Below are 22,508 nucleotides of genomic sequence, written 5' to 3'. Positions count from 1 at the left end.
CAAGCCATCCGCCATCGCGCTCCGGTCTGGGTCCCGGCCTTCGCCGGGAAGAGCGGATTTTTGACCACTACGGCGCGTAGCTGGAGCGGATCTTCACGCCCCAGTGGCCGCCTTCACAGGTGATGACGTAGATCGAGTCGAATCCGCCGATCACCGACCCGTCGGCGCGATAGCGGGTGAAGCGGGTGTCGAGGTGGACCTTGTCGTCGCCGGCGTGGACCACCGCGCGGCGGGCCCAGGCGGAGTGGTCCCATTCGGCCAGCGGGCCGCGGCCGAACATCTCGGCCTTGTGGTCGCCGGGCCGGATGATGACCATCTTGCCGGACGCCAGCCGCACCGAGGGGAAGTTGAAGGTCGCGTCCCAGGCCTTCACGTCGCGGGCGTTGAAGGCGGTCATGAAGTCGTCCAGGACCTGCTGGGCGGCCTCGATGGCCTCGGCGTGGGGGTGGTTGGACTGGACCATCGCGAACTCCGCCCGGCATGAGCGCCGGCTTGATAGCCTGCTGCCAGCCTGCCGTCAGCAGGGCGCCGCGGCGGGGTAGCTTTCCCGCCCCGGCGCTCCTACCTTGCCGTTCATGCCCCGTTCCCCCGCCAGCACCCCCACGCAATCCGGCGTGTCCGACATGTCGGCGACGTTCGACTACGACGAAAACACCATGCCGCTGCTGTGGAAGCCGCACCGGCCGTCGCGGCCGGCGAAGTCCGAGGGCGGGCAGAAGTTCAAGCTGGTCAGCGACTACCAGCCGGCCGGCGACCAGCTGACCGCCATCCCCGAGCTGGTGGCCGGGCTGGAAGGCTCCGAGCACGACCAGGTGCTGCTCGGCGTCACCGGCTCCGGCAAGACCTTCACCATGGCCAAGGTGATCGAGCAGACCCAGCGCCCGGCGCTGATCCTGGCCCCCAACAAGACGCTGGCCGCCCAGCTCTATTCCGAGTTCAAGAGCTTCTTCCCGGAGAACGCAGTCGAGTTCTTCGTCTCCTACTACGACTACTACCAGCCCGAGGCCTACGTGCCGCGGACCGACACCTACATCGAGAAGGACTCCTCGATTAACGAGCAGATCGACCGGATGCGCCACTCGGCCACCCGCGCGATCCTCGAGCGCGACGACGTGATCGTGGTGGCGAGCGTGTCCTGCATCTACGGCATCGGCTCGGTCGAGACCTACACGGCCATGACCTTCACCCTGGAGCCGGGGCAGCGGATCGACGAGAAGAAGCTGATGGGGGACCTCGTGGCCCTCCAGTACAAGCGCAACGACCAGGCCTTCGAGCGCGGGACCTTCCGCCGCCGCGGCGACACCATCGAGATCTTCCCCGCCCACTACGAGGACCGCGCCTGGCGCATCTCCCTGTTCGGCGACGAGATCGAGACCATCAGCGAGTTCGACCCCCTCACCGGCAGGAAGACCGGCGACCTCAAGGGCATCAAGGTCTACGCCAACAGCCACTATGTGACGCCACGCCCGACGCTGCGGCAGGCGATCAACGGCATCAAGGCCGAGCTCAAGGAGCGGCTCGACTGGCTGGTGGCCAACGGCAAGCTGCTGGAGGCCCAGCGGCTGGAGCAGCGCACGACCTTCGACCTGGAGATGATCGACGCCACCGGCTCCTGCGCCGGGATCGAGAACTACTCCCGCTACCTGACCGGCCGCCGGCCCGGCGAGCCGCCGCCGACCTTCTTCGAATACATCCCCGAGAACGCCCTGCTGTTCGTCGACGAGAGCCACCAGACGGTGCCGCAGATCGGCGGCATGTACCGCGGCGACTACCGGCGCAAGTTCACCCTGGCCGAGTACGGCTTCCGCCTGCCCTCGGCGATGGACAACCGGCCGATGAAGTTCGAGGAGTGGGACGCCATGCGTCCCGATACGGTGCACGTGTCGGCCACTCCCGGCCCGTGGGAGATGGAGCGCACCGGCGGGGTCTTCACCGAGCAGGTGATCCGCCCCACCGGCCTGATCGACCCGCCGGTGGAGATCAAGCCGGTCTCCAGCGACGGCTTCAGCCAGGTGGACGACGTCATCGACCAGGTGCGGCAGGTGGCGGCCCAGGGCTACCGCAGCCTGATCACCGTACTCACCAAGAAGATGGCCGAGGACCTCACCGAGTACATGCACGAGCAGGGCCTTCGGGTCCGCTACATGCACTCCGACGTCGACACCATGGAGCGCATCGAGATCATCCGCGACCTGCGGCTTGGCGCCTTCGACGCCCTGGTGGGCATCAACCTGCTGCGCGAGGGCCTCGACATCCCCGAGTGCGGCCTGGTGGCCATCCTCGACGCCGACAAGGAGGGCTTCCTGCGCTCGGAGACCTCGCTGATCCAGACCATCGGCCGGGCGGCGCGGAACATCGACGGCCGGGTGATCCTCTACGCCGACCGCGTCACCGGCTCGATGGAGCGCGCCATCTCCGAGACCAAACGGCGGCGCGAGAAGCAGGAAGAGTACAACGCCGCCCACGGCATCACCCCGGCCAGCATCAAGTCCTCGATCAAGGACATCCTGGCGAGCCCCTACGAGAAGGACCGCGTCACCGTCCCGGTCGGGGTGGCGGAGGACGGCGCCAAGCCGTTCCTGGGCGACAACTTCAAGGCCACCCTGCGCGATCTGGAAAGCAAGATGCGCGAGGCCGCCTCCAACCTGGAGTTCGAGACCGCCGCCCGCCTGCGCGACGAGATCAAGCGCCTGAAGCTCCTCGACCTCGAATTCGCCAACGACGCCATGACCGCGCCGGGCGAGGCCGTGGACCGCGAGGCGGTGAAGCGGGTGAAGTCCGAGGCGCGCGCCGAGGCGGCGGAGCGGTTCCGGAAGGGGAAGCGGTAGGTGGCCCCGGCATCAGAGGGGGCCACGGGCTAGCCCGTGGCCGTCAGCCCGTCTTATAGCCTGGCAGGGCCCTGCAATTCATTTCGATTACTCGCGCTGCATGAGATTTCAGAAATTTTCTCATCAACACCGGTCGATCATTCTGCTCTGCCAACTCATCGAAGAGGAATAGCGTTACCCCGCTTCGACCCTCTCCAATACATTCGGACGCTATTCCCTCGAACGCTTTAGTTTCGGAACCCAAGACCGATATCCGCAAAGACAATTCTAAGTATGATATTTGGTATTTAGAAAAGTAGGACATTATCTTCTTGTGTTCAAATCTCGGCCGCCTGAAAACCGGACTTGACCGCAGGTCGACTACTCGACCAACCGCGTTTCTCGCCAATATGTCTAGAAAAGAATCCTGGCCAACCCGCGCCACGTCCATGAACGCGAGCACAGGACCGTGGGACAACGCGTTAAAGAGGTCGGATTGCCGCTCCGGCATGTGAGCTCCGCCTACAGAAGACGAGCGAAACGCTAATACATCAACCACCGGAAACCTCAGGAACCAGAGACGCCGCCGCCTCCTCGACCCCAGCCAACTCCTTCAGTCGCACGGCGAATGCAGGTACGCTTGCTTTTGGCGGATCATAAACGCCGCCAGCCCCCTTCAAGGGGCCACGCTTGACGAACAAATCATCATACATCCGGGGGCCCACCCCCGTGAAGGGCAAGATCGCCATCTTTGTCGGCCTATCCTGACCCTCATCCTCGGCCGTAATAGCGTCGGAATGCAATTCCGTCGCCAAGCTCTTCACGTACGGTTCGATAAAATATACCTTCTCCACACCAGCAGTAACGAGGTGACGCGCGCAGTTGTGACAGGGGTACGTAGTACAATACAGCACCGTTCCGACCGGGGAAATCCCAGCTCTACTCGCGGCAAGAACAGCATCCATTTCCGCGTGAATGGCTCTTGAATACTCTATAAGATCCTTAATACCCGGAATCTTATCAAACGATATCGGAGGAGCAGCAAGATAGTCTCTTATTGCTTTCTCTGCGGCACTTCTCGCAGATGCGGCTGCGTCAAATTCGCCAGACTGGATGGGATGAGCGAGGGTGGCCATCTGCGAGGCGATGTTCTCGGCAAGCCAGCTACCGATCTCGGCTCGGAGAGCCTTCTTCTTGCGATCATTGTGGCAGCCCACAAATGTAAGCTCACCCTCCCCCCATTCCCAGACGTGGCACCGGTGGTCTGGCTCGCCACCTTCCTGGTAAACGCCGCCACCAAAGCGGGGGACATCGTTCGTGCCGGTCGCCAAAATCTCCCCCTCACCCGAGGCGAGCACCGCGCCGACCTGGCGCGACAAACACGCCGATTGCAGCGCGGCGGCATGCGCATGATGCATTGCTCGCTCTGACTTGGTCGGTCGGACCAAGCCCTCACCAAGGATCAACGCAACAAACCGCTCGAGATCATCACTCAGGTTGGCTCCGTCATGCGAATTGGTTGAGTTATCTAAGAAATAATCTGCAATATAAAACGCATCCCGGACTTCTTGCCCGAAGGAGACCGAGGCGTCCTTCTCATCCCTATCCATGAATTTCTGAACGTCGGCCCTGGGCACGCCGCGATATTTTGCGGTTGAAGTAGCGGTACCAATCAATCGCGCTTCCCGCTTCTCACGCTCGCAGTGTACCGCAATCAGGCGGAACGTAAGGTCGTAGACTTTGCGTAGGAGATCTACCTCTTCATGATGCTTAAGAGATTCCAATATGAACGCCGTTTTTTTTCGACCAACATCCCCCACACCTCTGATCGCGCGAATTTCTCGGATTGCGAGCGACGCCACGGCGTTGGCGTTAAACCTTTGCCTGAGCTCATCACCAAGGTCCTGAAGGGCAATCGCTCGATCAAGCTTCAATTGCCCTTCATTTTTCCCAGGAACTGCTACCGGCAGCGTCACATCTGACCTCTGCGCGCTAATAAGCTTACTCAATTTTATTATATGAACATCGTAATCCAAGTTGCTTAGAAAAACATCAAGCCGTCGTGCGGCCGTGGAGCACCCAGCGCCCGCATAACCGACTAAGCCAATTACGAGTTCTTGCGAGAGTGGCGAAAGATCAATCGCCTGCGCATCGTTTGCGGCAACGGGCGTTGGTTTCTGACTGGCCAAACGTTCCCCCCGGACACGCAGCGACGCATATTTTCAACAAACCTAGACGGACGTCTGGGCTAGTTCAACTCACGGATGAGGCTCTCGGATAGCCCCGCTCCCGCCGCCCTCAAAAAATCTCGCAGCCCGAATTGCCATCTTAGCCGCGTCTACGGCTCCGGTTAACTACACAGTGTGGCTGCAAATCCCCACCTTCAAAGTCCTGGCGCCGTTCATGCGGCGGTCAGGGAACCTGTGCTGTCTCTGGTCCTTATCGAGACAGCAGGCGAGCGAGGCTTTGGAGCCGGTCCACCGGGGGCCGCGGACCTTGCGAGACCTGGATTGGGTATTTGAGGTATTATCGGATGTCACCGTCTCTGAGTGTTGTCGCCGACAACGACCTGAAGACTTCGGCGCCTAAGATCGAGACCGTTGCGCAGCGGGTTCGCCGCCTGCAACTGGAAGCCAAGAACCTGGCCAAGGATCACATTCGCTCGCTGAATCAGGCGCTTGTCGCCGTCGAGCAGATCGCGGCCGAGATCTCGGAGGGCGGCGACGCCTATCCGCCCGGCGTCCGCGACCTGGCCCGTCGGATGGTCGAGGATTGCGAAGCCCGGGTGCAGACCCTGGAAGCCATCGTCGCCCGCACCTAAGGGCGACAGCGTCGACTTCGGCCGGGTTGCGCCATGGCGGACCCGGCCGGTGCGAACGCCGCTATCCCGGTCCGGAACAGGCCGCAGAGCCAGTCCGGCACAGCCGCGGCCCAAGGGCGCCGCAGGGGATCGACGAGGCCAGGGCCGCCGTCGAAAATCCGTTTTCAAACCCGCCCGCGTTAACCAGCTTCGATAAGCCTAAGGGCTTTTGCCAGACAGTTGCTCCCCCACCGGGGGAGCTGTCGGCGAAGCCGACTGAGGGGCTCCGAGGTGCGCGCTGACCCCCTCCACCGCTTCGCGGTTCCCCTCCCCAGAGGGGGAGGAACTTCAGGGCGCTGCCCTACCCCACCAGATCCCGGAACTCGTGGCTGCGGCGCAGCCAGGCGGCGGCGTAGCCGCAGATCGGCGTGATCTTCAGGCCGCGTTCCCGCGCGTCGGCGGCCACCGCCGCCATCAGCCGTCCCGCCGCCCCGGAGCCGCGCAGGGCCGGCGGGCTCTCCACATGGTCGATGTAGAGGCGCTCTCCCGCCAGCCGGTAGTCGGCCCAGGAGGTCATGCCCTGCTCGTCCATCTCGTACCGGGCGCTGGCGGTGTCGTTGCGAAGCTCGCTCATTCATCACTCCTGGCGCAGCGGCGAGTTGCTCCCCCACTGGGGGAGCTGTCGGCGAAGCCGACTGAGGGGGTCCTCCGAGGTCCGTGCTGACCCCCTCCACCGCTTCGCAGTCCCCCTCCCCCATCGGGGGAGGAATTTGAATCCCTAAACCAGCTCCACCGCCATCGCCGTGGCCTCGCCGCCGCCGATGCAGAGGCTGGCGACGCCGCGCCGGCCGCCGCGGGCTTGCAGGGCGCTCAACAGGGTGGCGAGGATCCGCGCGCCCGAGGCGCCGATCGGGTGGCCGAGCGCGCAGGCGCCGCCGTTGACGTTGAGCCTGGCGCGGTCGAGGCCGAGGTCGCGCTCGGCGATCATCGCCACCACGGCGAAGGCCTCGTTGACCTCGAACAGGTCGACGTCGTCGACGCTCCAGCCGGCGCGCTTCAGGGCTTTCTGGATGGCGGGGACCGGCGCGGTGGTGAACAGGCCGGGCTCGTGGGCGTGGGCGGCGTGGGCGGCGACGCGGGCGACGATGGTCATGCCGAGCGCCTTGGCGACGCTCTCGCGGGTCATCACCAGGGCGGCGGCGCCGTCGCTGATCGAGCTGGCGTTGGCGGCGGTGATCGCCCCATCCTTGGCGAAGGCCGGCTTCAGCGTCGGGATCTTGGCGGGGTCGGCCTTCAGCGGCTGCTCGTCGTCGCTGACGGTGACCGAGCCCTTGCGGCCGACCACCTCGACCGGGACGATCTCGCGGGCGAAGGCGCCGCTCTCGACGGCGGCCCGGGCCTTGCTCAGCGAGCCGATGGCGTACTCGTCCATGGCCTCGCGGGTGAACTGGTACTGCTTGGCGGTCTCCTCGGCGAAGGAGCCCATCAGCCGGCCGGGCTCGTAGGCGTCCTCCAGCCCGTCCAGGTACATGCTGTCATAAGTGGTGTCGTGGCCGATGCGGGCCCCGGCGCGGTGCTTCTGCAGCAGGTAGGGGGCGTTGGTCATGCTCTCCATGCCGCCGGCGACCACCACGTCCACGGAGCCGGCGGCCAGGGCGTCATGCGCCAGGATCGCGGCCTGCATGCCCGAGCCGCACATCTTGTTGACCGTGGTCGCCTGCACCGACTTCGGCAGGCCCGCGCCGAGCGCCGCCTGCCGGGCCGGCGCCTGGCCGAGGCCTGCGGGCAGCACGCAGCCCATCAGGATCTGCTCGACGGCCGCAGGGTCGACGCCCGAGCGCTCGACCGCGGCCTTCACCGCGGCGGCGCCGAGCTCGGTGGCCTTCAGGCCGGACAGCGCGCCCTGGAAGCCGCCCATCGGCGTGCGGGCGTAGGCGGCGATGACGACGGGATCGGAGGATTGGGTCATGGGTCGGATATAGGCCCGCCGCCCCGCATCGTCATCCTGACGCCACGTCACCTGCGGCTAGTCGTGCTTGTGGTTCAGGCCCTTCAGGGTCTCGGCCAGGCGCGCTTCGCGGCCGACCTTGCCGCCCTTCTTCGCCGCGGCGTGCAGCTTGGCGGCAGGGATCTTCTCGTCCTTCGGCACGTGCAGCGCCTCGTGCAGCGCGCCCTTCTTCTTGGTCGCGCCGGCGATCCATTTCTTCTCAGCAGCCATGAGGTGTCTCCTTTGGCGGAGACAACACGCGAGCGCGGCTAGAGGTTCTGGCGCACCGTGCCGGCGATGAAGCCGCCGCCCAGTACGCGGCTGGGGGCTTCGGGGGCGTAGAGGACGCAGGCCTGGCCGGGGGCGACGCCTTCCTCCGCGGTGTCGAAGGCCACGCCGGGCTGGCCGTCGACCAGGGCCAGGCGGCCGCGCGCCGGCTCGCGGGTGGAGCGCACGCGCGCCAGCACCGGACGGCCGGTCTCGCAGGCGGCCTCCAGGGAGGCGCCGTCGCCGACCCAGTTGGTCTCCTTCAGCGTCAGGGCGGAGGTCAGCAGGGCCTCGCGCGGCCCGACGATCACCTGGCGCGCGTCGGCGTCGATGCGGACCACGAACAGCGGGTCGCCCACCGCCACGTTGAGGCCGCGGCGCTGGCCGATGGTGTAGCGGGTGACGCCCTCGTGGCGGCCCAGGGTGCGGCCGTCCATGTGGACGATGTCGCCGGCCTCCGCGCCGTGCGGGCGCAGGCGGTCGATGATGGTGGTGTAGCGGCCTTCCGGCACGAAGCAGATGTCCTGGCTGTCGGGCTTGTCGGCCACCGCCAGGCCCAGCTCCGCCGCCGCCGCGCGCACCGCCGGCTTCGGCAGGCCGCCCAGCGGGAAGCGCAGGTAGGCCAGCTGCTCGGCCGTGGTGGCGAACAGGAAGTAGCTCTGGTCGCGGGCCGCATCGGCCGCCCGGTGCAGCTCCGGGCCCGCCGGACCCACTTCGCGGCGGACGTAGTGGCCGGTGGCCATGGCCTCGGCGCCCAGGTCGCGGGCCACGTCCAGCAAATCGCGGAACTTCACCGTCTGATTGCAGCGGATGCAGGGGATCGGCGTCTCGCCGCGCAGGTAGGCGTCGGCGAAGTCCTCGATGACCTGTTCCTTGAAGCGGCTCTCGTAGTCGAGGACGTAGTGCGGGATGCCCAGGCCCTCGGCGGCGGTGCGCGCGTCGTGGATGTCCTGGCCGGCGCAGCAGGCGCCCTTCTTCTGGATCGCCGCCCCGTGGTCGTAGAGCTGCAGGGTGACGCCGACCACGTCGTAGCCGGCCTTGGCCAGCAGGGCCGCGGTGACCGTGGAGTCCACCCCGCCGGACATCGCCGCCACGATCCTGGCCCCAATCGGCAGGCGCACGGCGTCGCGCGCTGCGCCGAGCAGGCCCTCGGGGGCGTCGCGGACCAGGGTCTGGGCAAGCGTCATGGGCCCCTATTTAGCTGTTGGGTCAGGGGTTTGCGAGGGGCGCCGGTCAGAACAGCCGGGAGGCCGGCTGCGGGTCCCGCAAGCGTGATCCGCCCCGTCACAGAATTGCGCTAAAGTGCAGCCATCGTCGGCAGGTCATCGAAGAGCGCCAGCGACGCGAGACTATGAGAAGCGCTCCCGCACAAAAATTGGCTCACGGGGGAGCAGAGATGAACACCTATCGGATCTACGTCCTCAGCCCGGAAGAACGGGTCGCCGAAGTGATCGAAGACGCGTTCGCCACCGATCGCGAGGCGCTGGAAACCGCCGAAGACCTCAGCGCCGGCCAGTTCGCCGCGGAAGTCTGGGACGGCGAGCGGCTGGTGGCGCGCCTGGGCGGCGAGTTCTCGCTCAGCTAGGCGGCGCTATTTCAGCAGGTTGAGCAGGGAGCTCTGCTGCAGGGTCTGGTAGACCTGCGCGGCGGCCTGCACCGACAGCTGCGCCATCTGCAGCTGGCTGGCCGCCTGGGCCATGTCGGCGTCGGTGATGTCGCCGACCATCCCCGCCAGGGTGTTGTCGCGAGTGGTCAGGTTGGTCTTCACCGAGTCCACCCGCTGCTGCACCAGGCCGTTGGCCGCGGTCATGCCGGTGAGATCGGTGCGCACCGTGTCCAGGCCCGCCAGCTGGTTCTGCAGGAAGGTGGTCTGCGCCGCGGTGAGCTTGCCCGTGAACGGCCCTGACGGACCCTCCTGGAACGACTGGATCGCCTGCAAGGCGTTCATCAGCGGCGTGCCGATGTCGGACGCCAGCACGCCGGTGGTGACGGTGGTGGAGTCATCGACCTTGGCCTGGGCCTTGAAGTCGTCGTTCTTGAAGAAGCTGGAGATCGTCGCCGGCGGCGCGGTCAGGTCGCTCATCTGCACGGCGGTGACCGGCTTGGTGTCGATCTGGCCGCCGGCGAACAGGTACTTGCCGTTGTAGCGGGCGTTCATGCCCTCCACGGCGTTGGTCATCTGCGACTGCAGGTCCTGCATCAGGGTGTCGGCATGGCCGCTGGCGAGCGCGTCGGTGAGCGCCTGGCGCACCGCGGTGGCGGCGTCGGTCACCTGGTTCAGCGCCGAGTCCTGGGTGGTCAGCTTGTCGGCGATCATGCCGTTCTGGTCCTGGTAGACCTGCTGGCGCGCCTGCACCGAGCGCATGGCGGTCAGCACCTCCGCGCTCTTGGCGTAGTCCTTGAGGTTCGTGCCCTTCTTCTGGGTGGCGACCTGGTTGCCGGCCTCGATCTGCCGTTGCTGGGCGACCATCAGGTTGGCGAGCACCGAAGCGTAGTTGCCGGCCGTGGAAACGCGGGTGACCATGTCCTGCTACCTCAAACCATGTTGGTCAGGACGTCGAAGAGATCCTTCGTCGCCTGGATCATGCGTGCGGAGGCGTTGAACGCCTGTTGATAGGTGGTGAGCTTCACCAGTTCCTCGTCGAGGTTCACGCCCTCGACCGCCTGGCGGCGCGCCGTGGCCTCGGTCTGGACGGAGGCGGCGCTCTGCTTGCGGGTGTCGGCGGCGGCGGCCTCGCGGCCGATGGCCCCGCCGAACTCCGAGGCGTAGCGCGAGACGCTCATGTTCACCGCGCCCAGCGAGCCGGCGGCCTGGAACTGGGTGTTAACGTCGCCGGAGGTGGAGAGCGCCAGGGCGCCGCTGCCGTCGCCGGGCCGCAGCGCCGGCTGGCCGGCGGCGACGGTGAGGTCGAGGTGGGCGGTCGCCACCTTGGTGGGATCGGCGACCAGCGCCGGATTGGTGACGAAGCGGTCGACGCGGGCCGAGCGCTCGGTGACGCCCAGGCCGAACAGCTGGCCGATCGAGGGGCCGCCGGTCCCGCGCTGGGTGTTGTCCTGCACGATGGACATGCTGGCGTAGGCCGGCGCGGAGCCGGTGAAGGCCAGGGCGCCGTTGGCGTCGAGGTTGAACTGGCCGTAGAGGCCGACCCCGGTGCTGCTGTTGTTCAGCGAGTTGAGCAGGTCGCTCATCAGCGGCGCCGCGGGCACCGTCACCGTGACGTCGCGGATCGGATTGCCGTCGGCGGCGGCCAGCCGCAGCACGATCTGGTCGCCGGGGTTGAAGCCGTGGGCGTCGGTCGGCTTCAGGCCGGTCTCGTAGGTGGTGAAGCCGGTCGAGCGCACCAGGTCGTTGAGGCCGAGAAAATGCGAGAAGCCGCGGCCGGTCTTGCTCGAGGAGCCTTCGTCGATCGCCACCCCATTGCCGCCGTTGGCGGAGATGGTCAGGGCGCCGTTGGTGAAGCTGGCGCTCCCTGCGCCGCCGAGCGCGGCGGTGAGGTCGGTGTCGAAGGTCGCCGGGCTGAAGGGGCCGGGAGGCCCGCCGTCGACGGCCATGGTGCCGGCGGTGAAGTCGATGTCGACGCGCTTCTGCACCACGCCCGAGGCGTTGAGGATGGCCACGGTGGTCTGGCCGGAGAAGCCGCCGAGCGCGGTCGCCATGTCCAGGCCGGTGTTGCGGCCGGTCAGGGTGGCCGGCGGCGGCACCGCGCTGGCGGCGTTGTGCGCGGCGTTCAGCTGGTCCACCGCCTGGGAGACGAATTCGCCGAGCTGGTCCGACATGCCGGGCAGCTTGTCGTTGCGCAGGTCCATGAGGCCGCGCAACTCGCCGCCGTCGATCTGGATCGGCTGCGGCGCGCCCACGCCCCCCGCCTGCGTGGCGGAGATGTAGCCCTTGGTGGAGTCGGTGCGCACGTAGGAGAGCGTCGCCGCCCCGTCGCCGGCCAGCTTCACCCCTTCGGCCGAGCGGATGTCGATGCCGCCGCCGGAGCGCTGGTTGACGCGGATGTTCATGATGCCGGCCAGTTCGTCGACCAGCCCGGTCTGGATGTTCTCCGAGCCCGAGGCGTCCTGGTCGACCAGCTTGGCCCGCGTGATGTCGGAGTTCAGCCGGTTGATCTGGGCGAGCAGGTCGTTGGCGCGGCTGACGTCGGTCTGGATCTGCGAATCCATCGTCTGGCCGAGCTGGACCACCTGGTTGTTGATGCGCTGCGCGTCGCCGATGAAGTTCTGCACCGCGGACAGCGACTGGGTGCGCAGCAGGGTCGAGGACGGGTCGTTGGCCGACGTGGCGAAAGCCGAATAGACGTCGTCCAGGCGATTGAAGAAGAAGCTGTTGCTGGACGGGTCGCCGTACAGGCTCTGGGCGTTGTCCAGGGTGCTTGAATAGACGTCCCAGCGGCTGGCGTCGGAGGTCGCGGTCAGGCTGGCGAGCTGCAGGTACTGGTCGGTGACGCGGCTGATGCCGGTCACCTCGACCCCCATGCCGGTGCCGTTCACGACCATCGGACGCTGGTCGACCGTCTTGCGGACGTAGCCCGGGGTGTTGACGTTGGCGATGTTGTCGGAGACCGCACGCAGGCCCGCCTGGGCCGCCATCAGGCCTGAGGTCGCGGTCTTGAGAGTTATGCCTAGCGACATCGCTTAGCTCTCCGCCCGGCAAAGGCTGCGCGACCCGGCGGATTCTGCCGGGACTTTTCTGGCTGCACGCGCGAGGCGCCGGGAAAAATCTTTGGTTTTCAACGTCGTCCCTTCAAGACGCCGGTGAGGTCGGAGATGCAGGCGCAAGACTGGCGCCAGGATTTTCAGCCCCGGCGCCCGGCCGGCAGGGAACGCCCCTGCGGACCTCGTGAGCCCGGCAAATTCCGCCCGACAGATGCGGGGCCTGCCCGGCGATCACCTCAAATTCTCTGCGAAAACAACGAGCTCCCGGACTGGCGCAAAGGTTGCTCCGGACGGATCGAATAAGCCCGGCGCAGCACGCGCTGACAGCGATCAGCCCTTGAGGCCAAGCGTGTCCGTGTCCGCGTCCGCATCCAACGTCTCCGCCCCGCCCGCCCCCGGCGCCGCCGCGCCCGGCGTCGGCGCGGCCGGCTCCGCGCAAGGCGCGAACGGCGCTGTCACCGGGTTCGACGCCATGCTGGCGACCGTGTTCGGCGTCCAGGACCAGGCTGGCGGCGCGGCGGCGGCGGCCCATGCGGGCCCGCCCGCAGCCAAGGGGCCGACGGTCGGCGGGTCGGCCGACAAGTCGGACGCCGGCGGCGCGGCCGGGGCCGCCAAGGACGCTGACGCCAAGGACGCTCACGCCAAGGACGGGGCGCAGGGCGCCGCCACGGCGGTCGCCGACCCCAGCCTCGCGCTGGCGGCCATGGTCGTTCCGGCCCAGATCATTCCGCTCGCGACGACCACCACGCGCCCCGACGGCGCGGCCCAGGCGACGGGCTCGACCAAGACGCCGGACGCGTCGGGCCTTTCGGCCGCGAGCCTGGCGCAGGCCGCGCTCGCTCAGCTGGCGGCGGCGAGCCAGGACGCCAGCCCGGCGGCCGTCGGACAGACGGACAGCAAGCCCGATCCGCTGACCTCGCCGGTCCAACTCGCGTCCGCGGGGGGCAAGAACGTTCCGTTCGCGGCCGCTTCCGCCGCCGCTCCGACGGGGCCTCAGGTCGCCAACGACGCGAAAGCGCCGGCCGCGCCGCAACCCGCGGCGAGCGCCGCCGCAGTCCAACCTCCGGCTCCGCCGACGGCGATGGCCATGGCGTCGGTGACGCCGCCCGCCCCGCCGACCCAGGCCGACGCCCAGACGCCTGCGGGCGCGACGCCCGCCGCCATCGCCGCCGTCCAGGCCCAGAACGCGGGCGCCGCCGGAATGCCGATCCCGGCCACGCCGGATGCCGCGCCGCCGCCTCCGCCGCGTGAGAAGGCCCCGCCGCGGATCGGCGGCGCGGCGACGAGCGGCGACAGCGCCGTGGCCGTCGCCAGCACGGCTGGCGGGCCGGCCCCGGCCGCACACAATGGCGGCGCGGAAACCCTGCAGGCCGTCGCCGCCGCAGCGCAGGACCACCCCACCGACCCGCTCCCCGCGGTCGCCCTCCGCGAAGGCAAGGCGGCGGCCGACGACGGCAGCTCGGCGCGTCCCGATCCGGCGCCGACGCCGCCCCTGTCCACCAGCACGCCGGTGACGCACGCGCCGCCTGCGCAGGTTCGCGGCGCGCCGGAGACGGTGGCCAACCTGGCGGCCCAGATCCTCAAGAAGCTGGACGCGCGCTCGACGCGCTTTGACGTCCAGCTGGATCCCGTCGGCCTCGGCCGGGTCAATGTGCGCGTCGACATCGGCGCGCACGGGCACGTCACCGCGGCCATGGCCTTCGACAATCCCCAGGCGGCGGCGGAGCTGAAGTCGCGGGCGGGCGAACTGCAGAAGGCGCTCGAGCAGGCGGGCTTCGACCTCTCCGGCGGCCTTTCTTTCGACGTGGCCGGCGACCAAGCCGGCTTCGGTCGCGGTGCGCAGGGCCAGGCCCAGAACGGCGGCGACGCCGGCGCAGCCTTCCGCGGCCGCGCCTTCCAATCGGCCCTCGACACCGCCGGGAACGCCGCCGACGCGGCCCTCTCGGGTGGCGGCGGTCTCAACCTGAGCCGGGGCCTCGCCTCCGGTGTCGACGTCCGGATCTGAGGATCAAGCCATGACCGTCGCAGCAACCACCAGCACCCCCACCGCGAGCGCCGCCACCGCCGCGCCGGCCGACGCCCGCACCAGCCTGGCGACCAACTTCAACACCTTCCTGACCCTGCTCACCGCGCAGATGAAGAACCAGGATCCGCTGTCGCCGATGGACTCCACCCAGTTCACCCAGCAGCTGACCCAGATGACCGGGGTCGAGCAGCAGCTGCAGACCAACGACCTGCTCAAGCAGCTGGTGGGCAACACCTCCTCCGGGATCTCCGCCGCCGTCAGCCTGATCGGCAAGAACGTGCGCGCGGCGAGCGACGCCGCCAACCTGGTCAACGGCCAGGGCAAATGGACCTACAAACTTGACCGCGCCGCAAGCGACGTGAAGCTCGAGGTCCTGGACGCCAACGGCAAGGTGGTCGCCGCTCAGGCCCCGACCGACAACGCGATCGGCGACCACGACTTCACCTGGGACGGCAAAGGCCCGACCGGCAGCAAGCTGCCCGACGGCGTTTACACCCTGCGCGTCACCGCCACCGACACGGCCGGCGTGACGGTGCCCTCCACCACCTACGTCCAAGGGATCGTCACCGCCGTCGAGCAGGCCGGCGGCTCTACCCAGATCACCATCAACGGCGGCAAGGTGGCGTGGGACCACGTCACCGCCATCAGCCAGCCGGCCGCCACCACGACGGCCAACAACACGGACAGCCAAACGCCGTCCACACCGGCCGCCTGAAGGCGCGCCGAACCCCGCAGCAGGCGGCCCTCTCCCCCTTAGGAATTCAGACGGGAACCACAGATGAGCATCAATTCAGCAATGCTGGCCGGCGTGTCGGGGTTGATCGCCAACTCCGCGTCCCTGGCGGCGATCTCCGACAACATCGCCAACGTCAACACCACCGCCTACAAGCGCAACCAGGTGAACTTTGCCTCGGTCGTCACGGCGCAGGGCGTCGCGGGTCGCTACAGCGCCGGCGGCGTCTCCGGGGTGACCCACCAGTTCGTCGCCCAGCAGGGGCAGGTGCAGAGCGCCGCCCAGCCCACTGACCTGGCGATCTCCGGGGACGGCTTCTTCATCGCCACCCAGAAGGCCACGGGCCTGACCAACGCCGACGCCCGGCTGTTCACCCGCGCGGGCGCCTTCGGGGTCGACGCCAACGGCTATCTGGTCAATGACGCCAAGCTCTACCTGCAGGGCTGGCCGGTGCAGCCGAACGGCACGTTCAACACCAACCCCTCGGACATGAGCTTGCTGGCGCCGATCAACGTCAAGGGCCTCGGCACCGCGGTCTCCGCCACCACCGGCGTGGACATCAGCGCCAACCTGGACAGCTCCGGGGCGATCTCCGCCGGTGAAGGGGCCTACTCCGCCGCCGCCGGCACCAGCATGGCCGACTACGCCAAGGACCCGACCACCGGCACCAAGCCGGACTTCTCGATGGACATGAACGTCATCGACTCGCAGGGCGCGACGCACAAGTTCACGGTCGGCTTCCTGAAGTCGTCGGCTGCGCCCAACACCTGGCACGCGGAGGTCTACGCCGTCCCCGACACCGACGTGGCGGTGGCTGGCGCGCCCGGACAACTGACCTCAGGCCTGGTCAAATTCAACCAGGACGGCACCGTCGACCTGGCGAACTCCACCCTGTTCGGCGCGGCCGGCGCCCCGGCGAAGATCACGCTCGCCGCCTCCGGCACCGTGGCCGCCGCGCCCGCGCCGCCGAAGTGGGACGACGCGCTTGGGGTGCAGGGTCAGTCGGTGACCCTCGATCTCAGCAAGTTCACCCAGTACTCGCAGGCCTCCACCGTCAACTCGATCAACTCCGACGGCGCCGGGGTCGGCAACGTGGTCGGCGTGCAAGTCAGCGACACCGGCATCGTCTCGGCCATCTTCGACAACAGCCAGGTGCGCCAGATCGCCAAGATCGCCCTCGCCACCTTCCCCAACGCGGATGGGTTGCAGTCGGTGAGCGGCAACGCCTACCGCGCGACCCTGGCGGCCGGGCAACTGGTGATAAAGCAACCGGGCCTCGGCGCCGGCGCGATCTCACCGTCCAGCCTGGAGGCCTCCACCGTCGATCTTTCGTCAGAGTTTACAGGTCTCATCTCGACCCAGAAAGCTTACTCGGCGTCTTCCAAGATAATCACCACCGCCGACCAGATGCTTCAAGAACTGATCTCGATCATTCGGTAAGACTAAGAATTAATACTGATTAACGTCTCAAAGGTCCCGAAGTGTGTCAAAACCGTACACGGGGGTGTGCATGATTAGTTGTTTCTTTACTATCGCGATTCAGCGGCTGTTAGGAGCCGTGGCCTATCTTCCCCATCAACAGTGATGGTCGGAAAGGCGTAAAGCCATGTTGCAACAACAGCAGACGCGCACGAACAGCCGTGGCGAGGCCTATGTGATCGGCCCCACGGGCGCGCCTTTGACGGTGAACGATCTGCCGCCGGCCAACACCGGCCGGTGGGTGATCCGCCGCAAGGCCGAGGTCGTGGCCGCGGTGCGCGGCGGCCTGATCGCTCTCGAGGAAGCCCTTGAGCGCTATCGGCTGACGTCCGAGGAGTTCCTCGCGTGGCAGCAGTCGATCGACCGCCATGGACTGGCCGGCCTGCGGACAACGCGCATCCAACAGTATCGCTGAACCTTTCGCTCCCCCGGAAACGGTTCGCGAAGTACGCCGGCCGCGCTCCCCTCCAGGGCGCGGCCGGTTTCTTTTTGGGCCGCACCTTTTCAGCCGACCTTCAGAGCCCGCGCTCGGCCTCGGCGATGAGGCGGCGGGCCAGGGCCTCGTCGTCGGCGGCGACCATCAGGCGGGCCGGCAAGGCGCCGGGCCACTGGCCGCCCGCACGAACACGAACACCTGGATCTCCGCCTCTTCGAGCATGGTGCGCAGGAAGTGCAGTCGGACCGGGTCGGTGGTGGCCAGGATCTGGATCATCGCCCCGCCGGCTGGCGTCTCACGGATGGAAGGGCCGGCCGATCATGGCGCCGCCGGCGATCCTGCTGACCCGCACCGTGATCCGCTCCCGCTCGCCGGGCGCGCGCTCCACCAGCAGGCGCGACACCTGGGCGTCGTCGTGGAAAGCGTAGCCCTTGATGGCGTCGAGGATGGCCTTGGCCAGGTTGTCCAGGTCGAGCCAGGGCGGATCGCCGACGTATTCCATGCGGATCTCCACCGCGAACTCGCCCCAGGCCGGCCGCGAACCGCGCCAGGCCTTGCGGAAGAACTCGTAGATCAGCGGCTTGTAGTACTTTGCCTGGGTGGTGAGACCCTCGATCACCACCTCGATGACGCCCTCGGCTTCGCGGGCGCGGACCTTGCCGTGCTGGGTCCAGGCGTCGTCCACGCCGGCTAGAGCCGCTCGACCTTGACCGCCGTGCCATAGGCCAGCACCTCGGTGATGCCCTCCATGATCTCGTTGGCGTCGTAGCGCATGGCCACCACCGCGTCGGCCCCCGCCTGGCGCGCATGCTCAACGAGGAGGTCGTAGGCCTCCTGGCGGGCGGTCTCGGCGAGCTGGGTGTAGATCGACAGGTTGCCGCCGAAGATCGACTGGATCGCCCCGCCGACGTTGCCGAGGACGCTGCGCGACCGGACGGTGACGCCGCGCACCATGCCGATGTGCGCGACGATCCGGTAGCCGGGAAGGTCGTTGGTGGTCGCGACAAGCATGGTCCGGCTCCGGGGGCTGGGGGCTTCGGTATATCGTCCGCGCCCTGCCCGCGCCACGCCCGTTGCGGCGGCGGCGCGTGGCGGCTAGACCGCCGCATCGCCAACAGGAGCCGCCGATGACCGCGACGCGCATCGAAACCGATACCTTCGGGCCGATCGAGGTCCCCGCCGACCGCTACTGGGGCGCGCAGACCCAGCGGTCGCTGCAGAACTTCAAGATCGGCTGGGAGAAGCAGCCGCAGCCGATCATCCGCGCGCTCGGCGTGGTCAAGCGCGCCGCCGCCGAGGCCAACGCGGAGCTCGGCCGGCTCGACCCGGCGATCGCCGCCGCCATCGTCGCCGCCGCCCAGGAGGTGATCGACGGCAAGCTCGACGACCACTTCCCGCTGGTGGTCTGGCAGACCGGCTCCGGCACCCAGTCGAACATGAACGCCAACGAGGTGATCTCGAACCGGGCGATCGAGATGCTGGGCGGCGTGATGGGCTCCAAGAGCCCGGTCCACCCCAACGACCACGTCAACATGAGCCAGTCGTCGAACGACACCTATCCGACCGCCATGCACATCGCCTGCGCCGAGGAGGTCGCCCGCCATGTGATGCCGGCGCTGGAGCACCTGCACGCGGCGCTGAAGGTGAAGACCGAGGCTTTCGCCCACATCATCAAGATCGGCCGCACCCACACCCAGGACGCCACCCCGCTGACGCTGGGCCAGGAATTCTCCGGCTACGCCCACCAGGTCGCCATGTCGGTGCGGCGGATCAAGGAGACCCTCTACGGCCTCTACGAGCTGGCGCAGGGCGGCACGGCGGTCGGCACCGGGCTCAACGCACCCGTCGGCTTCGCCGAGCTGGTCGCCGAGAAGATCGCCGCCATCACCCGCCTGCCCTTCGTCACCGCGCCCAACAAGTTCGAGGCGCTGGCGGCGCACGACGCCATGGTGTTCAGCCATGGGGCGCTGAACTCCACCGCCGCGGCCCTGTTCAAGATCGCCAACGACATCCGTTTCCTGGGCTCCGGCCCGCGCTCCGGGCTCGGCGAACTGGCCCTGCCGGAGAACGAGCCCGGCTCGTCGATCATGCCGGGCAAAGTGAACCCCACCCAGGCCGAGGCCCTGACCATGGTCTGCGCCCACGTGATGGGCAACCAGACGGCCATGAGCGTCGCCGGCTCCCAGGGCCACTTCGAGCTCAACGTCTTCAACCCGGTGATGGCCTACAACTTCCTGCAGTCGGCCCGGCTGCTGGCGGACGCCTCCATCTCCTTCACCGACAACATGGTGGTCGGCATCGAGGCCCGCGAGGACAACATCAAGGCGGCGCTGGAGCGCTCGCTGATGCTGGTGACGGCGCTGGCTCCGAAGATCGGCTACGACAACGCCGCCAAGATCGCCAAGACGGCGCACAAGAACGGCACCACCCTGCGCGAGGAAGCGGTCGGCGGCGGCTACGTCTCCAACGAGGAGTTCGACGCCCTGGTGCGGCCGGAGAAAATGATCAGCCCGGGCTGATGCTGCAGCTGGCGCGCCTGTCCGACGAGCTGCCGACCGGCTTCGCCGCCCTGCGCTGCGAGGCCGATGCGGACGGCTACCGGCACATGGCCAGGCTGGCGCAGGACTGGGAGTCCGGCGCCGAACGGTTCGACCGGCCGGGCGAGGCGTTGCTGGCCGCCTTTCTCGACGGCGAACTGGCGGGGATCGGCGGCATGACCCAGGAGCCCCTTCCCGCCCCTGAGCCGGCCCTGCGCATCCGCCGGTTCTATGTGAAGCAAGGCGCGCGGCGGCAGGGCCTGGGCCGCACGCTCGCCAACGCCCTGCTTCAGGAGGCCCTGGATCAGGTGGCGCTGGTCACGGTCCACGCCGCCAGGCCGCCGGCGCCCGCGTTCTGGGAAGCGCTGGGGTTTTCACCCACGCCCGACCACGGCTGGTCGCACGAACTGAGACGCCCGGGGATGGCTGGAAGGCGTTGACGCCAGGCCCGAAGCGGCGCGTGAAGGGCCATGGCCAAGGAAACCGTCTACATCGTGCAAGCCTACGTGGCTGGCCGCGGCAAGTCGCTGAAAGCCGAACAGCAGGTGGGCTGCAAAAACGCTGAAGAGGCGCGCCGCAAGGCCGAGCGCCTGGAGCCCCTGCGCGTCGGCGTCGTCGCCTTTTCCGCCACGGCGGACACCGAGCTCGGCGACTACGACGAGAACCCGGTGATCCTGTTCAAGGCAGGCCGGCTGCCGCACCCGTTCGCCGACTCCTGAGGGCTACTCGGCGGCGTAGACCAGCGGATGGGCGTGCGCCCACAGGTGGGCGCGGTAGGTCTCGAAGCACTGCTCGCCGCAGACCAGCCGCATGACCGCGCCCTCGGCGATGTATTTCGCGCAGTCCGGGTTCTCGCTGACCAGCGGGACCAGGGCCTCGGCGTTCCAGGCCCGGGAGTGCTCGACGTCGAGTTGGGCGTGGAGCACGAAGTACTTCCGCTGCTCGGGCGTACGGCCCAGGCGCTTCAGCCCCTCGGCGATGGCCCCCACGCGGGTCGGGGCGGTCAGCTCGACCGCGCCCAGCGCCCCGATCGACTGGTAGGTGTAGCGGCGGGTGGTGGCGAGCGCGGTCATGGTGTTGGCCAGGCACAGCGACTGCCAGCAGGTGCCGTCGATGGTCGGCGTCAGCTCCAGGCCCTCGACGGTTCGGTCGAGCATCGGCCCGTGCATTCCGCCCATGTGGCCGCGGCCCATCTCGTCCCAGTAGTTGCGCGCCAGTTCCAGCTTCGGCCGGGCCGGCAGCTTGACCTGGGTGTAGGCGACCAGGTCGTCGAACCCCGCCTCGCCGGCCGCCTCCTGGGTCAGGAACCACCTCATCTGCGCGAGGTCCGCCTCGGTCTCCAGCCAGGCGAACAGCGGGTCCCATTGGCCGGGGCCGGAATCCTTCAGCGCCTCGAACCAGGCGAGGAAGCCGTCAGGGTCACAGGGAACGTCCGCCACCAGGGGCGCCACGTGAGCCCGGAACGCCTCGACGAAGGCGCCCTCCAGCCGCAGCATCCGCTGGTCCTGGTTGAGCTCCGCCATCCAGTCCGCGTGCGGCGTGGCCACAGCCAAACGGCGTCGGTTCCACCGCGCCAGGCCGACGTGCAGCGCCTCGGCGTCCGGGAATTCCGGCGTGAAGGCGCCCAGCCGCGATAGTCTCATGCCCGCAAACATGCACTCTCCCCTTGGACGGCAGGGAGCGCACGACGGCCGGGGTGGTTCCCAAGGCCGAGCTAGGCCTGGCGCATCACTGCGAAGTCGGCGAGGTCTTCCAGGGCGGGCCGCCAGCTGTTGGCGCCGAACTCGGACAGCGCGGCCTTGGCGCTCTGGGCGTAGCCGCCGGCCAGCTCCAGGGTGGCGTCCAGCGCGCCGGTCTGGCGCATCAGGTCGCGGGCGCGCTCGAAGTCGCCGTCGACCTGCTCGAGCCGATCGACCGTGCGGACCCAGAACTCCCGCTCCGAGGCGCCGGTGCGGGCCATGGCCAGCAGCAGCGGGAGCGTTGCCTTGCCTTCCCGGAAGTCGTCGCCCGGGTTCTTGCCGAGGGCGCCGGTCTCCCCGGAGTAGTCGAGCGCGTCGTCCACCAGCTGGAAGGCGATCCCCAGGTCCTGGCCGAACTTGCGCAGCGCCCGGCAGCGCTCGGGCGTCGCGCCGGCCGAGACCGCGCCGGCTTCGGCGGCGGCGGCGAACAGCTCGGCGGTCTTGGCGCGGATGATCTCCAGATAGAGGTCCTGCGACAGGTCCATGTCGTGGGCGCGGGTGAGTTGCAGCACCTCGCCCTCGGCGATCACCCGGCTGGCGCGGGCCAGGATCTCCAGGGCGGCCATGGAGCCGGCGCCGACCATCAGCTCGAAGGAACGGGCGAACAGGAAATCGCCGACCAGCACGCTGGACGGCGCGCCCCAGATCAGGTGGGCGGCGACCCGGCCGCGGCGCAGCTGGGAGGAGTCCACCACGTCGTCGTGCAGCAGGGTCGCGGTGTGGATGAACTCCACCGCCGCCGCCAGCTTCAGGCAGGCGTCGTCGCGCGCCCCGGCCAGGCGGGCGGCGGCGACCGTCAGCAGCGGCCGCAGCCGCTTGGCGGAGCCGGCGATCAGGTGGTCGGCCAGGGCAGGAATCACCGGCACCGGACTGTCCATATGCTTGCGGATCAGCGTGTCCACCGCAGCCATGTCCGGGCCCGCGAGCGCGATCAACGCGTCGATCGACGGCGGCGGCCTCTCGGCGACAACGGTGCGGGCGGCATCCACGCGGGTCTGGTCTCCTGCGGCGGTCGCGGCCTTCTAGCCCTACGACGTT

23 protein-coding genes are annotated in these 22,508 nt (G+C 68.3%); 10 read left to right on the top strand and 13 right to left on the bottom strand.

The features are described 5' to 3' along the window. Positions 1–67: 67 nt before the first annotated feature. On the bottom strand, positions 68–463 hold the full coding sequence (locus tag DJ021_RS12035; RefSeq protein ID WP_111457773.1) for a hypothetical protein: 396 nt from the start codon (positions 461–463) through the stop codon (positions 68–70). 112 nt (positions 464–575) lie between these two features. Between DJ021_RS12035 and uvrB the strand changes: the two genes are divergently transcribed. Beyond that, positions 576–2,828 (top strand): excinuclease ABC subunit UvrB, encoded by a 2,253-nt coding sequence (gene uvrB, locus DJ021_RS12030; protein ID WP_111459085.1) that lies wholly within the window; start codon positions 576–578, stop codon positions 2,826–2,828. Between the two features lie 530 nt (positions 2,829–3,358). Here uvrB and DJ021_RS19100 read toward each other — a convergent pair. Beyond that, positions 3,359–4,996 carry an anti-phage dCTP deaminase gene (locus tag DJ021_RS19100; RefSeq protein WP_133254999.1) on the bottom strand — a complete coding sequence of 546 codons (1,638 nt, stop codon included), beginning with the start codon at positions 4,994–4,996 and terminating at the stop codon, positions 3,359–3,361. A 344-nt stretch (positions 4,997–5,340) separates the two neighbouring features. Between DJ021_RS19100 and DJ021_RS12020 the strand changes: the two genes are divergently transcribed. Continuing rightward, positions 5,341–5,628: a hypothetical protein gene (locus tag DJ021_RS12020; RefSeq protein WP_111457772.1), complete on the top strand. Its 288-nt coding sequence runs from the start codon at positions 5,341–5,343 to the stop codon at positions 5,626–5,628. Positions 5,629–5,968: 340 nt separating this feature from the next. Here DJ021_RS12020 and DJ021_RS12015 read toward each other — a convergent pair whose 3' ends face one another. The 4 genes from DJ021_RS12015 to mnmA form a co-directional block, all read right to left on the bottom strand. Then, entirely contained in the window at positions 5,969–6,241 is a 273-nt protein-coding gene (locus tag DJ021_RS12015) for a GNAT family N-acetyltransferase (protein ID WP_111457771.1), read from the bottom strand. 144 nt (positions 6,242–6,385) lie between these two features. Continuing rightward, the gene (locus DJ021_RS12010; RefSeq protein ID WP_111457770.1) at positions 6,386–7,576 is read right to left on the bottom strand and encodes an acetyl-CoA C-acyltransferase; all 1,191 of its coding nucleotides are present in this window, start codon (positions 7,574–7,576) and stop codon (positions 6,386–6,388) included. A gap of 57 nt (positions 7,577–7,633) precedes the next feature. Further along, positions 7,634–7,825, bottom strand: a complete 192-nt coding sequence (locus tag DJ021_RS12005; RefSeq protein ID WP_111457769.1) for a hypothetical protein — start codon at positions 7,823–7,825, stop codon at positions 7,634–7,636. Between the two features lie 38 nt (positions 7,826–7,863). Next, positions 7,864–9,048 (bottom strand): tRNA 2-thiouridine(34) synthase MnmA, encoded by a 1,185-nt coding sequence (mnmA, locus tag DJ021_RS12000; RefSeq protein WP_279386488.1) that lies wholly within the window; start codon positions 9,046–9,048, stop codon positions 7,864–7,866. Positions 9,049–9,257: 209 nt separating this feature from the next. Here mnmA and DJ021_RS11995 point away from each other — a divergent pair, with 209 nt between their 5' ends. After that, positions 9,258–9,446 carry a hypothetical protein gene (locus tag DJ021_RS11995; protein WP_111457768.1) on the top strand — a complete coding sequence of 63 codons (189 nt, stop codon included), beginning with the start codon at positions 9,258–9,260 and terminating at the stop codon, positions 9,444–9,446. Positions 9,447–9,452: 6 nt separating this feature from the next. On the opposite strand, the gene DJ021_RS11990 is transcribed toward DJ021_RS11995, so the two are convergent. Both DJ021_RS11990 and flgK read right to left on the bottom strand, forming a co-directional pair. After that, positions 9,453–10,385, bottom strand: coding sequence for a flagellin (locus tag DJ021_RS11990; RefSeq protein WP_111457767.1), 933 nt, complete (start codon positions 10,383–10,385; stop codon positions 9,453–9,455). 11 nt (positions 10,386–10,396) lie between these two features. Further along, positions 10,397–12,496, bottom strand: coding sequence for a flagellar hook-associated protein FlgK (gene flgK / locus DJ021_RS11985; RefSeq protein ID WP_111457766.1), 2,100 nt, complete (start codon positions 12,494–12,496; stop codon positions 10,397–10,399). Between the two features lie 379 nt (positions 12,497–12,875). Here flgK and DJ021_RS11980 point away from each other — a divergent pair, with 379 nt between their 5' ends. From DJ021_RS11980 to sciP, 4 genes are all read left to right on the top strand, one after another. Beyond that, positions 12,876–14,525: a flagellar hook-length control protein FliK gene (locus tag DJ021_RS11980; RefSeq protein WP_133254998.1), complete on the top strand. Its 1,650-nt coding sequence runs from the start codon at positions 12,876–12,878 to the stop codon at positions 14,523–14,525. A gap of 10 nt (positions 14,526–14,535) precedes the next feature. Further along, complete coding sequence (locus tag DJ021_RS11975) at positions 14,536–15,261, top strand: flagellar hook assembly protein FlgD (protein ID WP_111457764.1); 726 nt, start codon at positions 14,536–14,538, stop codon at positions 15,259–15,261. Between the two features lie 63 nt (positions 15,262–15,324). Beyond that, on the top strand, positions 15,325–16,719 hold the full coding sequence (locus DJ021_RS11970; protein WP_111457763.1) for a flagellar hook protein FlgE: 1,395 nt from the start codon (positions 15,325–15,327) through the stop codon (positions 16,717–16,719). Between the two features lie 166 nt (positions 16,720–16,885). Beyond that, a complete protein-coding gene (gene sciP / locus DJ021_RS11965; protein ID WP_111457762.1) occupies positions 16,886–17,173 on the top strand; it encodes a CtrA inhibitor SciP in 288 nt (95 codons plus the stop codon). Positions 17,174–17,338: 165 nt separating this feature from the next. Here sciP and DJ021_RS11960 read toward each other — a convergent pair whose 3' ends face one another. Genes DJ021_RS11960 through DJ021_RS11950 form a run of 3 tightly spaced genes read right to left on the bottom strand, consistent with a single transcriptional unit; the run spans position 17,339 to position 18,205 of the window. Continuing rightward, positions 17,339–17,470, bottom strand: coding sequence for a putative signal transducing protein (locus DJ021_RS11960; RefSeq protein ID WP_111457761.1), 132 nt, complete (start codon positions 17,468–17,470; stop codon positions 17,339–17,341). 19 nt (positions 17,471–17,489) lie between these two features. After that, complete coding sequence (locus DJ021_RS11955; RefSeq protein WP_111457760.1) at positions 17,490–17,879, bottom strand: RusA family crossover junction endodeoxyribonuclease; 390 nt, start codon at positions 17,877–17,879, stop codon at positions 17,490–17,492. 5 nt (positions 17,880–17,884) lie between these two features. Further along, entirely contained in the window at positions 17,885–18,205 is a 321-nt protein-coding gene (locus DJ021_RS11950; RefSeq protein ID WP_111457759.1) for a YbjQ family protein, read from the bottom strand. 116 nt (positions 18,206–18,321) lie between these two features. Here DJ021_RS11950 and fumC point away from each other — a divergent pair, with 116 nt between their 5' ends. Genes fumC through DJ021_RS11935 form a run of 3 tightly spaced genes read left to right on the top strand, consistent with a single transcriptional unit; the run spans position 18,322 to position 20,450 of the window. After that, positions 18,322–19,713, top strand: a complete 1,392-nt coding sequence (gene fumC, locus DJ021_RS11945; RefSeq protein WP_111457758.1) for a class II fumarate hydratase — start codon at positions 18,322–18,324, stop codon at positions 19,711–19,713. Then, positions 19,713–20,171, top strand: coding sequence for a GNAT family N-acetyltransferase (locus tag DJ021_RS11940; protein ID WP_111457757.1), 459 nt, complete (start codon positions 19,713–19,715; stop codon positions 20,169–20,171). Before fumC ends, DJ021_RS11940 begins: the two co-directional genes overlap by 1 nt. Before the next feature lie 30 nt (positions 20,172–20,201). After that, on the top strand, positions 20,202–20,450 hold the full coding sequence (locus DJ021_RS11935) for a hypothetical protein (protein ID WP_111457756.1): 249 nt from the start codon (positions 20,202–20,204) through the stop codon (positions 20,448–20,450). A gap of 3 nt (positions 20,451–20,453) precedes the next feature. Here DJ021_RS11935 and DJ021_RS11930 read toward each other — a convergent pair whose 3' ends face one another. Next, on the bottom strand, positions 20,454–21,386 hold the full coding sequence (locus DJ021_RS11930) for an iron-containing redox enzyme family protein (RefSeq protein WP_111457755.1): 933 nt from the start codon (positions 21,384–21,386) through the stop codon (positions 20,454–20,456). Between the two features lie 59 nt (positions 21,387–21,445). Then, positions 21,446–22,414 carry a polyprenyl synthetase family protein gene (locus DJ021_RS11925; protein ID WP_111459082.1) on the bottom strand — a complete coding sequence of 323 codons (969 nt, stop codon included), beginning with the start codon at positions 22,412–22,414 and terminating at the stop codon, positions 21,446–21,448. Positions 22,415–22,508 lie beyond the last annotated feature (94 nt).

The organism is Phenylobacterium hankyongense (genome assembly GCF_003254505.1).
Taxonomy (GTDB): Bacteria; Pseudomonadota; Alphaproteobacteria; order Caulobacterales; family Caulobacteraceae; genus Phenylobacterium; species Phenylobacterium hankyongense.
Note: the sequence above shows the minus strand (reverse complement) of the source record. Positions and strands in the feature narration are given on the sequence as shown.

What these genes read in the sequence shown, in the direction of transcription:
- DJ021_RS12035 (WP_111457773.1), bottom strand. Translation starts at nt 463, where the DNA reads ATGGTCCAGTCCAACCACCCCCACGCCGAGGCCATCGAGGCCGCCCAG.
- uvrB (WP_111459085.1), top strand. Translation starts at nt 576, where the DNA reads ATGCCCCGTTCCCCCGCCAGCACCCCCACGCAATCCGGCGTGTCCGAC.
- DJ021_RS12020 (WP_111457772.1), top strand. Translation starts at nt 5,341, where the DNA reads ATGTCACCGTCTCTGAGTGTTGTCGCCGACAACGACCTGAAGACTTCG.
- DJ021_RS12015 (WP_111457771.1), bottom strand. Translation starts at nt 6,241, where the DNA reads ATGAGCGAGCTTCGCAACGACACCGCCAGCGCCCGGTACGAGATGGAC.
- DJ021_RS12010 (WP_111457770.1), bottom strand. Translation starts at nt 7,576, where the DNA reads ATGACCCAATCCTCCGATCCCGTCGTCATCGCCGCCTACGCCCGCACG.
- DJ021_RS12005 (WP_111457769.1), bottom strand. Translation starts at nt 7,825, where the DNA reads ATGGCTGCTGAGAAGAAATGGATCGCCGGCGCGACCAAGAAGAAGGGC.
- mnmA (WP_279386488.1), bottom strand. Translation starts at nt 9,048, where the DNA reads ATGACGCTTGCCCAGACCCTGGTCCGCGACGCCCCCGAGGGCCTGCTC.
- DJ021_RS11995 (WP_111457768.1), top strand. Translation starts at nt 9,258, where the DNA reads ATGAACACCTATCGGATCTACGTCCTCAGCCCGGAAGAACGGGTCGCC.
- DJ021_RS11990 (WP_111457767.1), bottom strand. Translation starts at nt 10,385, where the DNA reads ATGGTCACCCGCGTTTCCACGGCCGGCAACTACGCTTCGGTGCTCGCC.
- flgK (WP_111457766.1), bottom strand. Translation starts at nt 12,496, where the DNA reads ATGTCGCTAGGCATAACTCTCAAGACCGCGACCTCAGGCCTGATGGCG.
- DJ021_RS11975 (WP_111457764.1), top strand. Translation starts at nt 14,536, where the DNA reads ATGACCGTCGCAGCAACCACCAGCACCCCCACCGCGAGCGCCGCCACC.
- DJ021_RS11970 (WP_111457763.1), top strand. Translation starts at nt 15,325, where the DNA reads ATGAGCATCAATTCAGCAATGCTGGCCGGCGTGTCGGGGTTGATCGCC.
- sciP (WP_111457762.1), top strand. Translation starts at nt 16,886, where the DNA reads ATGTTGCAACAACAGCAGACGCGCACGAACAGCCGTGGCGAGGCCTAT.
- DJ021_RS11960 (WP_111457761.1), bottom strand. Translation starts at nt 17,470, where the DNA reads ATGATCCAGATCCTGGCCACCACCGACCCGGTCCGACTGCACTTCCTG.
- DJ021_RS11950 (WP_111457759.1), bottom strand. Translation starts at nt 18,205, where the DNA reads ATGCTTGTCGCGACCACCAACGACCTTCCCGGCTACCGGATCGTCGCG.
- fumC (WP_111457758.1), top strand. Translation starts at nt 18,322, where the DNA reads ATGACCGCGACGCGCATCGAAACCGATACCTTCGGGCCGATCGAGGTC.
- DJ021_RS11940 (WP_111457757.1), top strand. Translation starts at nt 19,713, where the DNA reads ATGCTGCAGCTGGCGCGCCTGTCCGACGAGCTGCCGACCGGCTTCGCC.
- DJ021_RS11935 (WP_111457756.1), top strand. Translation starts at nt 20,202, where the DNA reads ATGGCCAAGGAAACCGTCTACATCGTGCAAGCCTACGTGGCTGGCCGC.
- DJ021_RS11930 (WP_111457755.1), bottom strand. Translation starts at nt 21,386, where the DNA reads ATGTTTGCGGGCATGAGACTATCGCGGCTGGGCGCCTTCACGCCGGAA.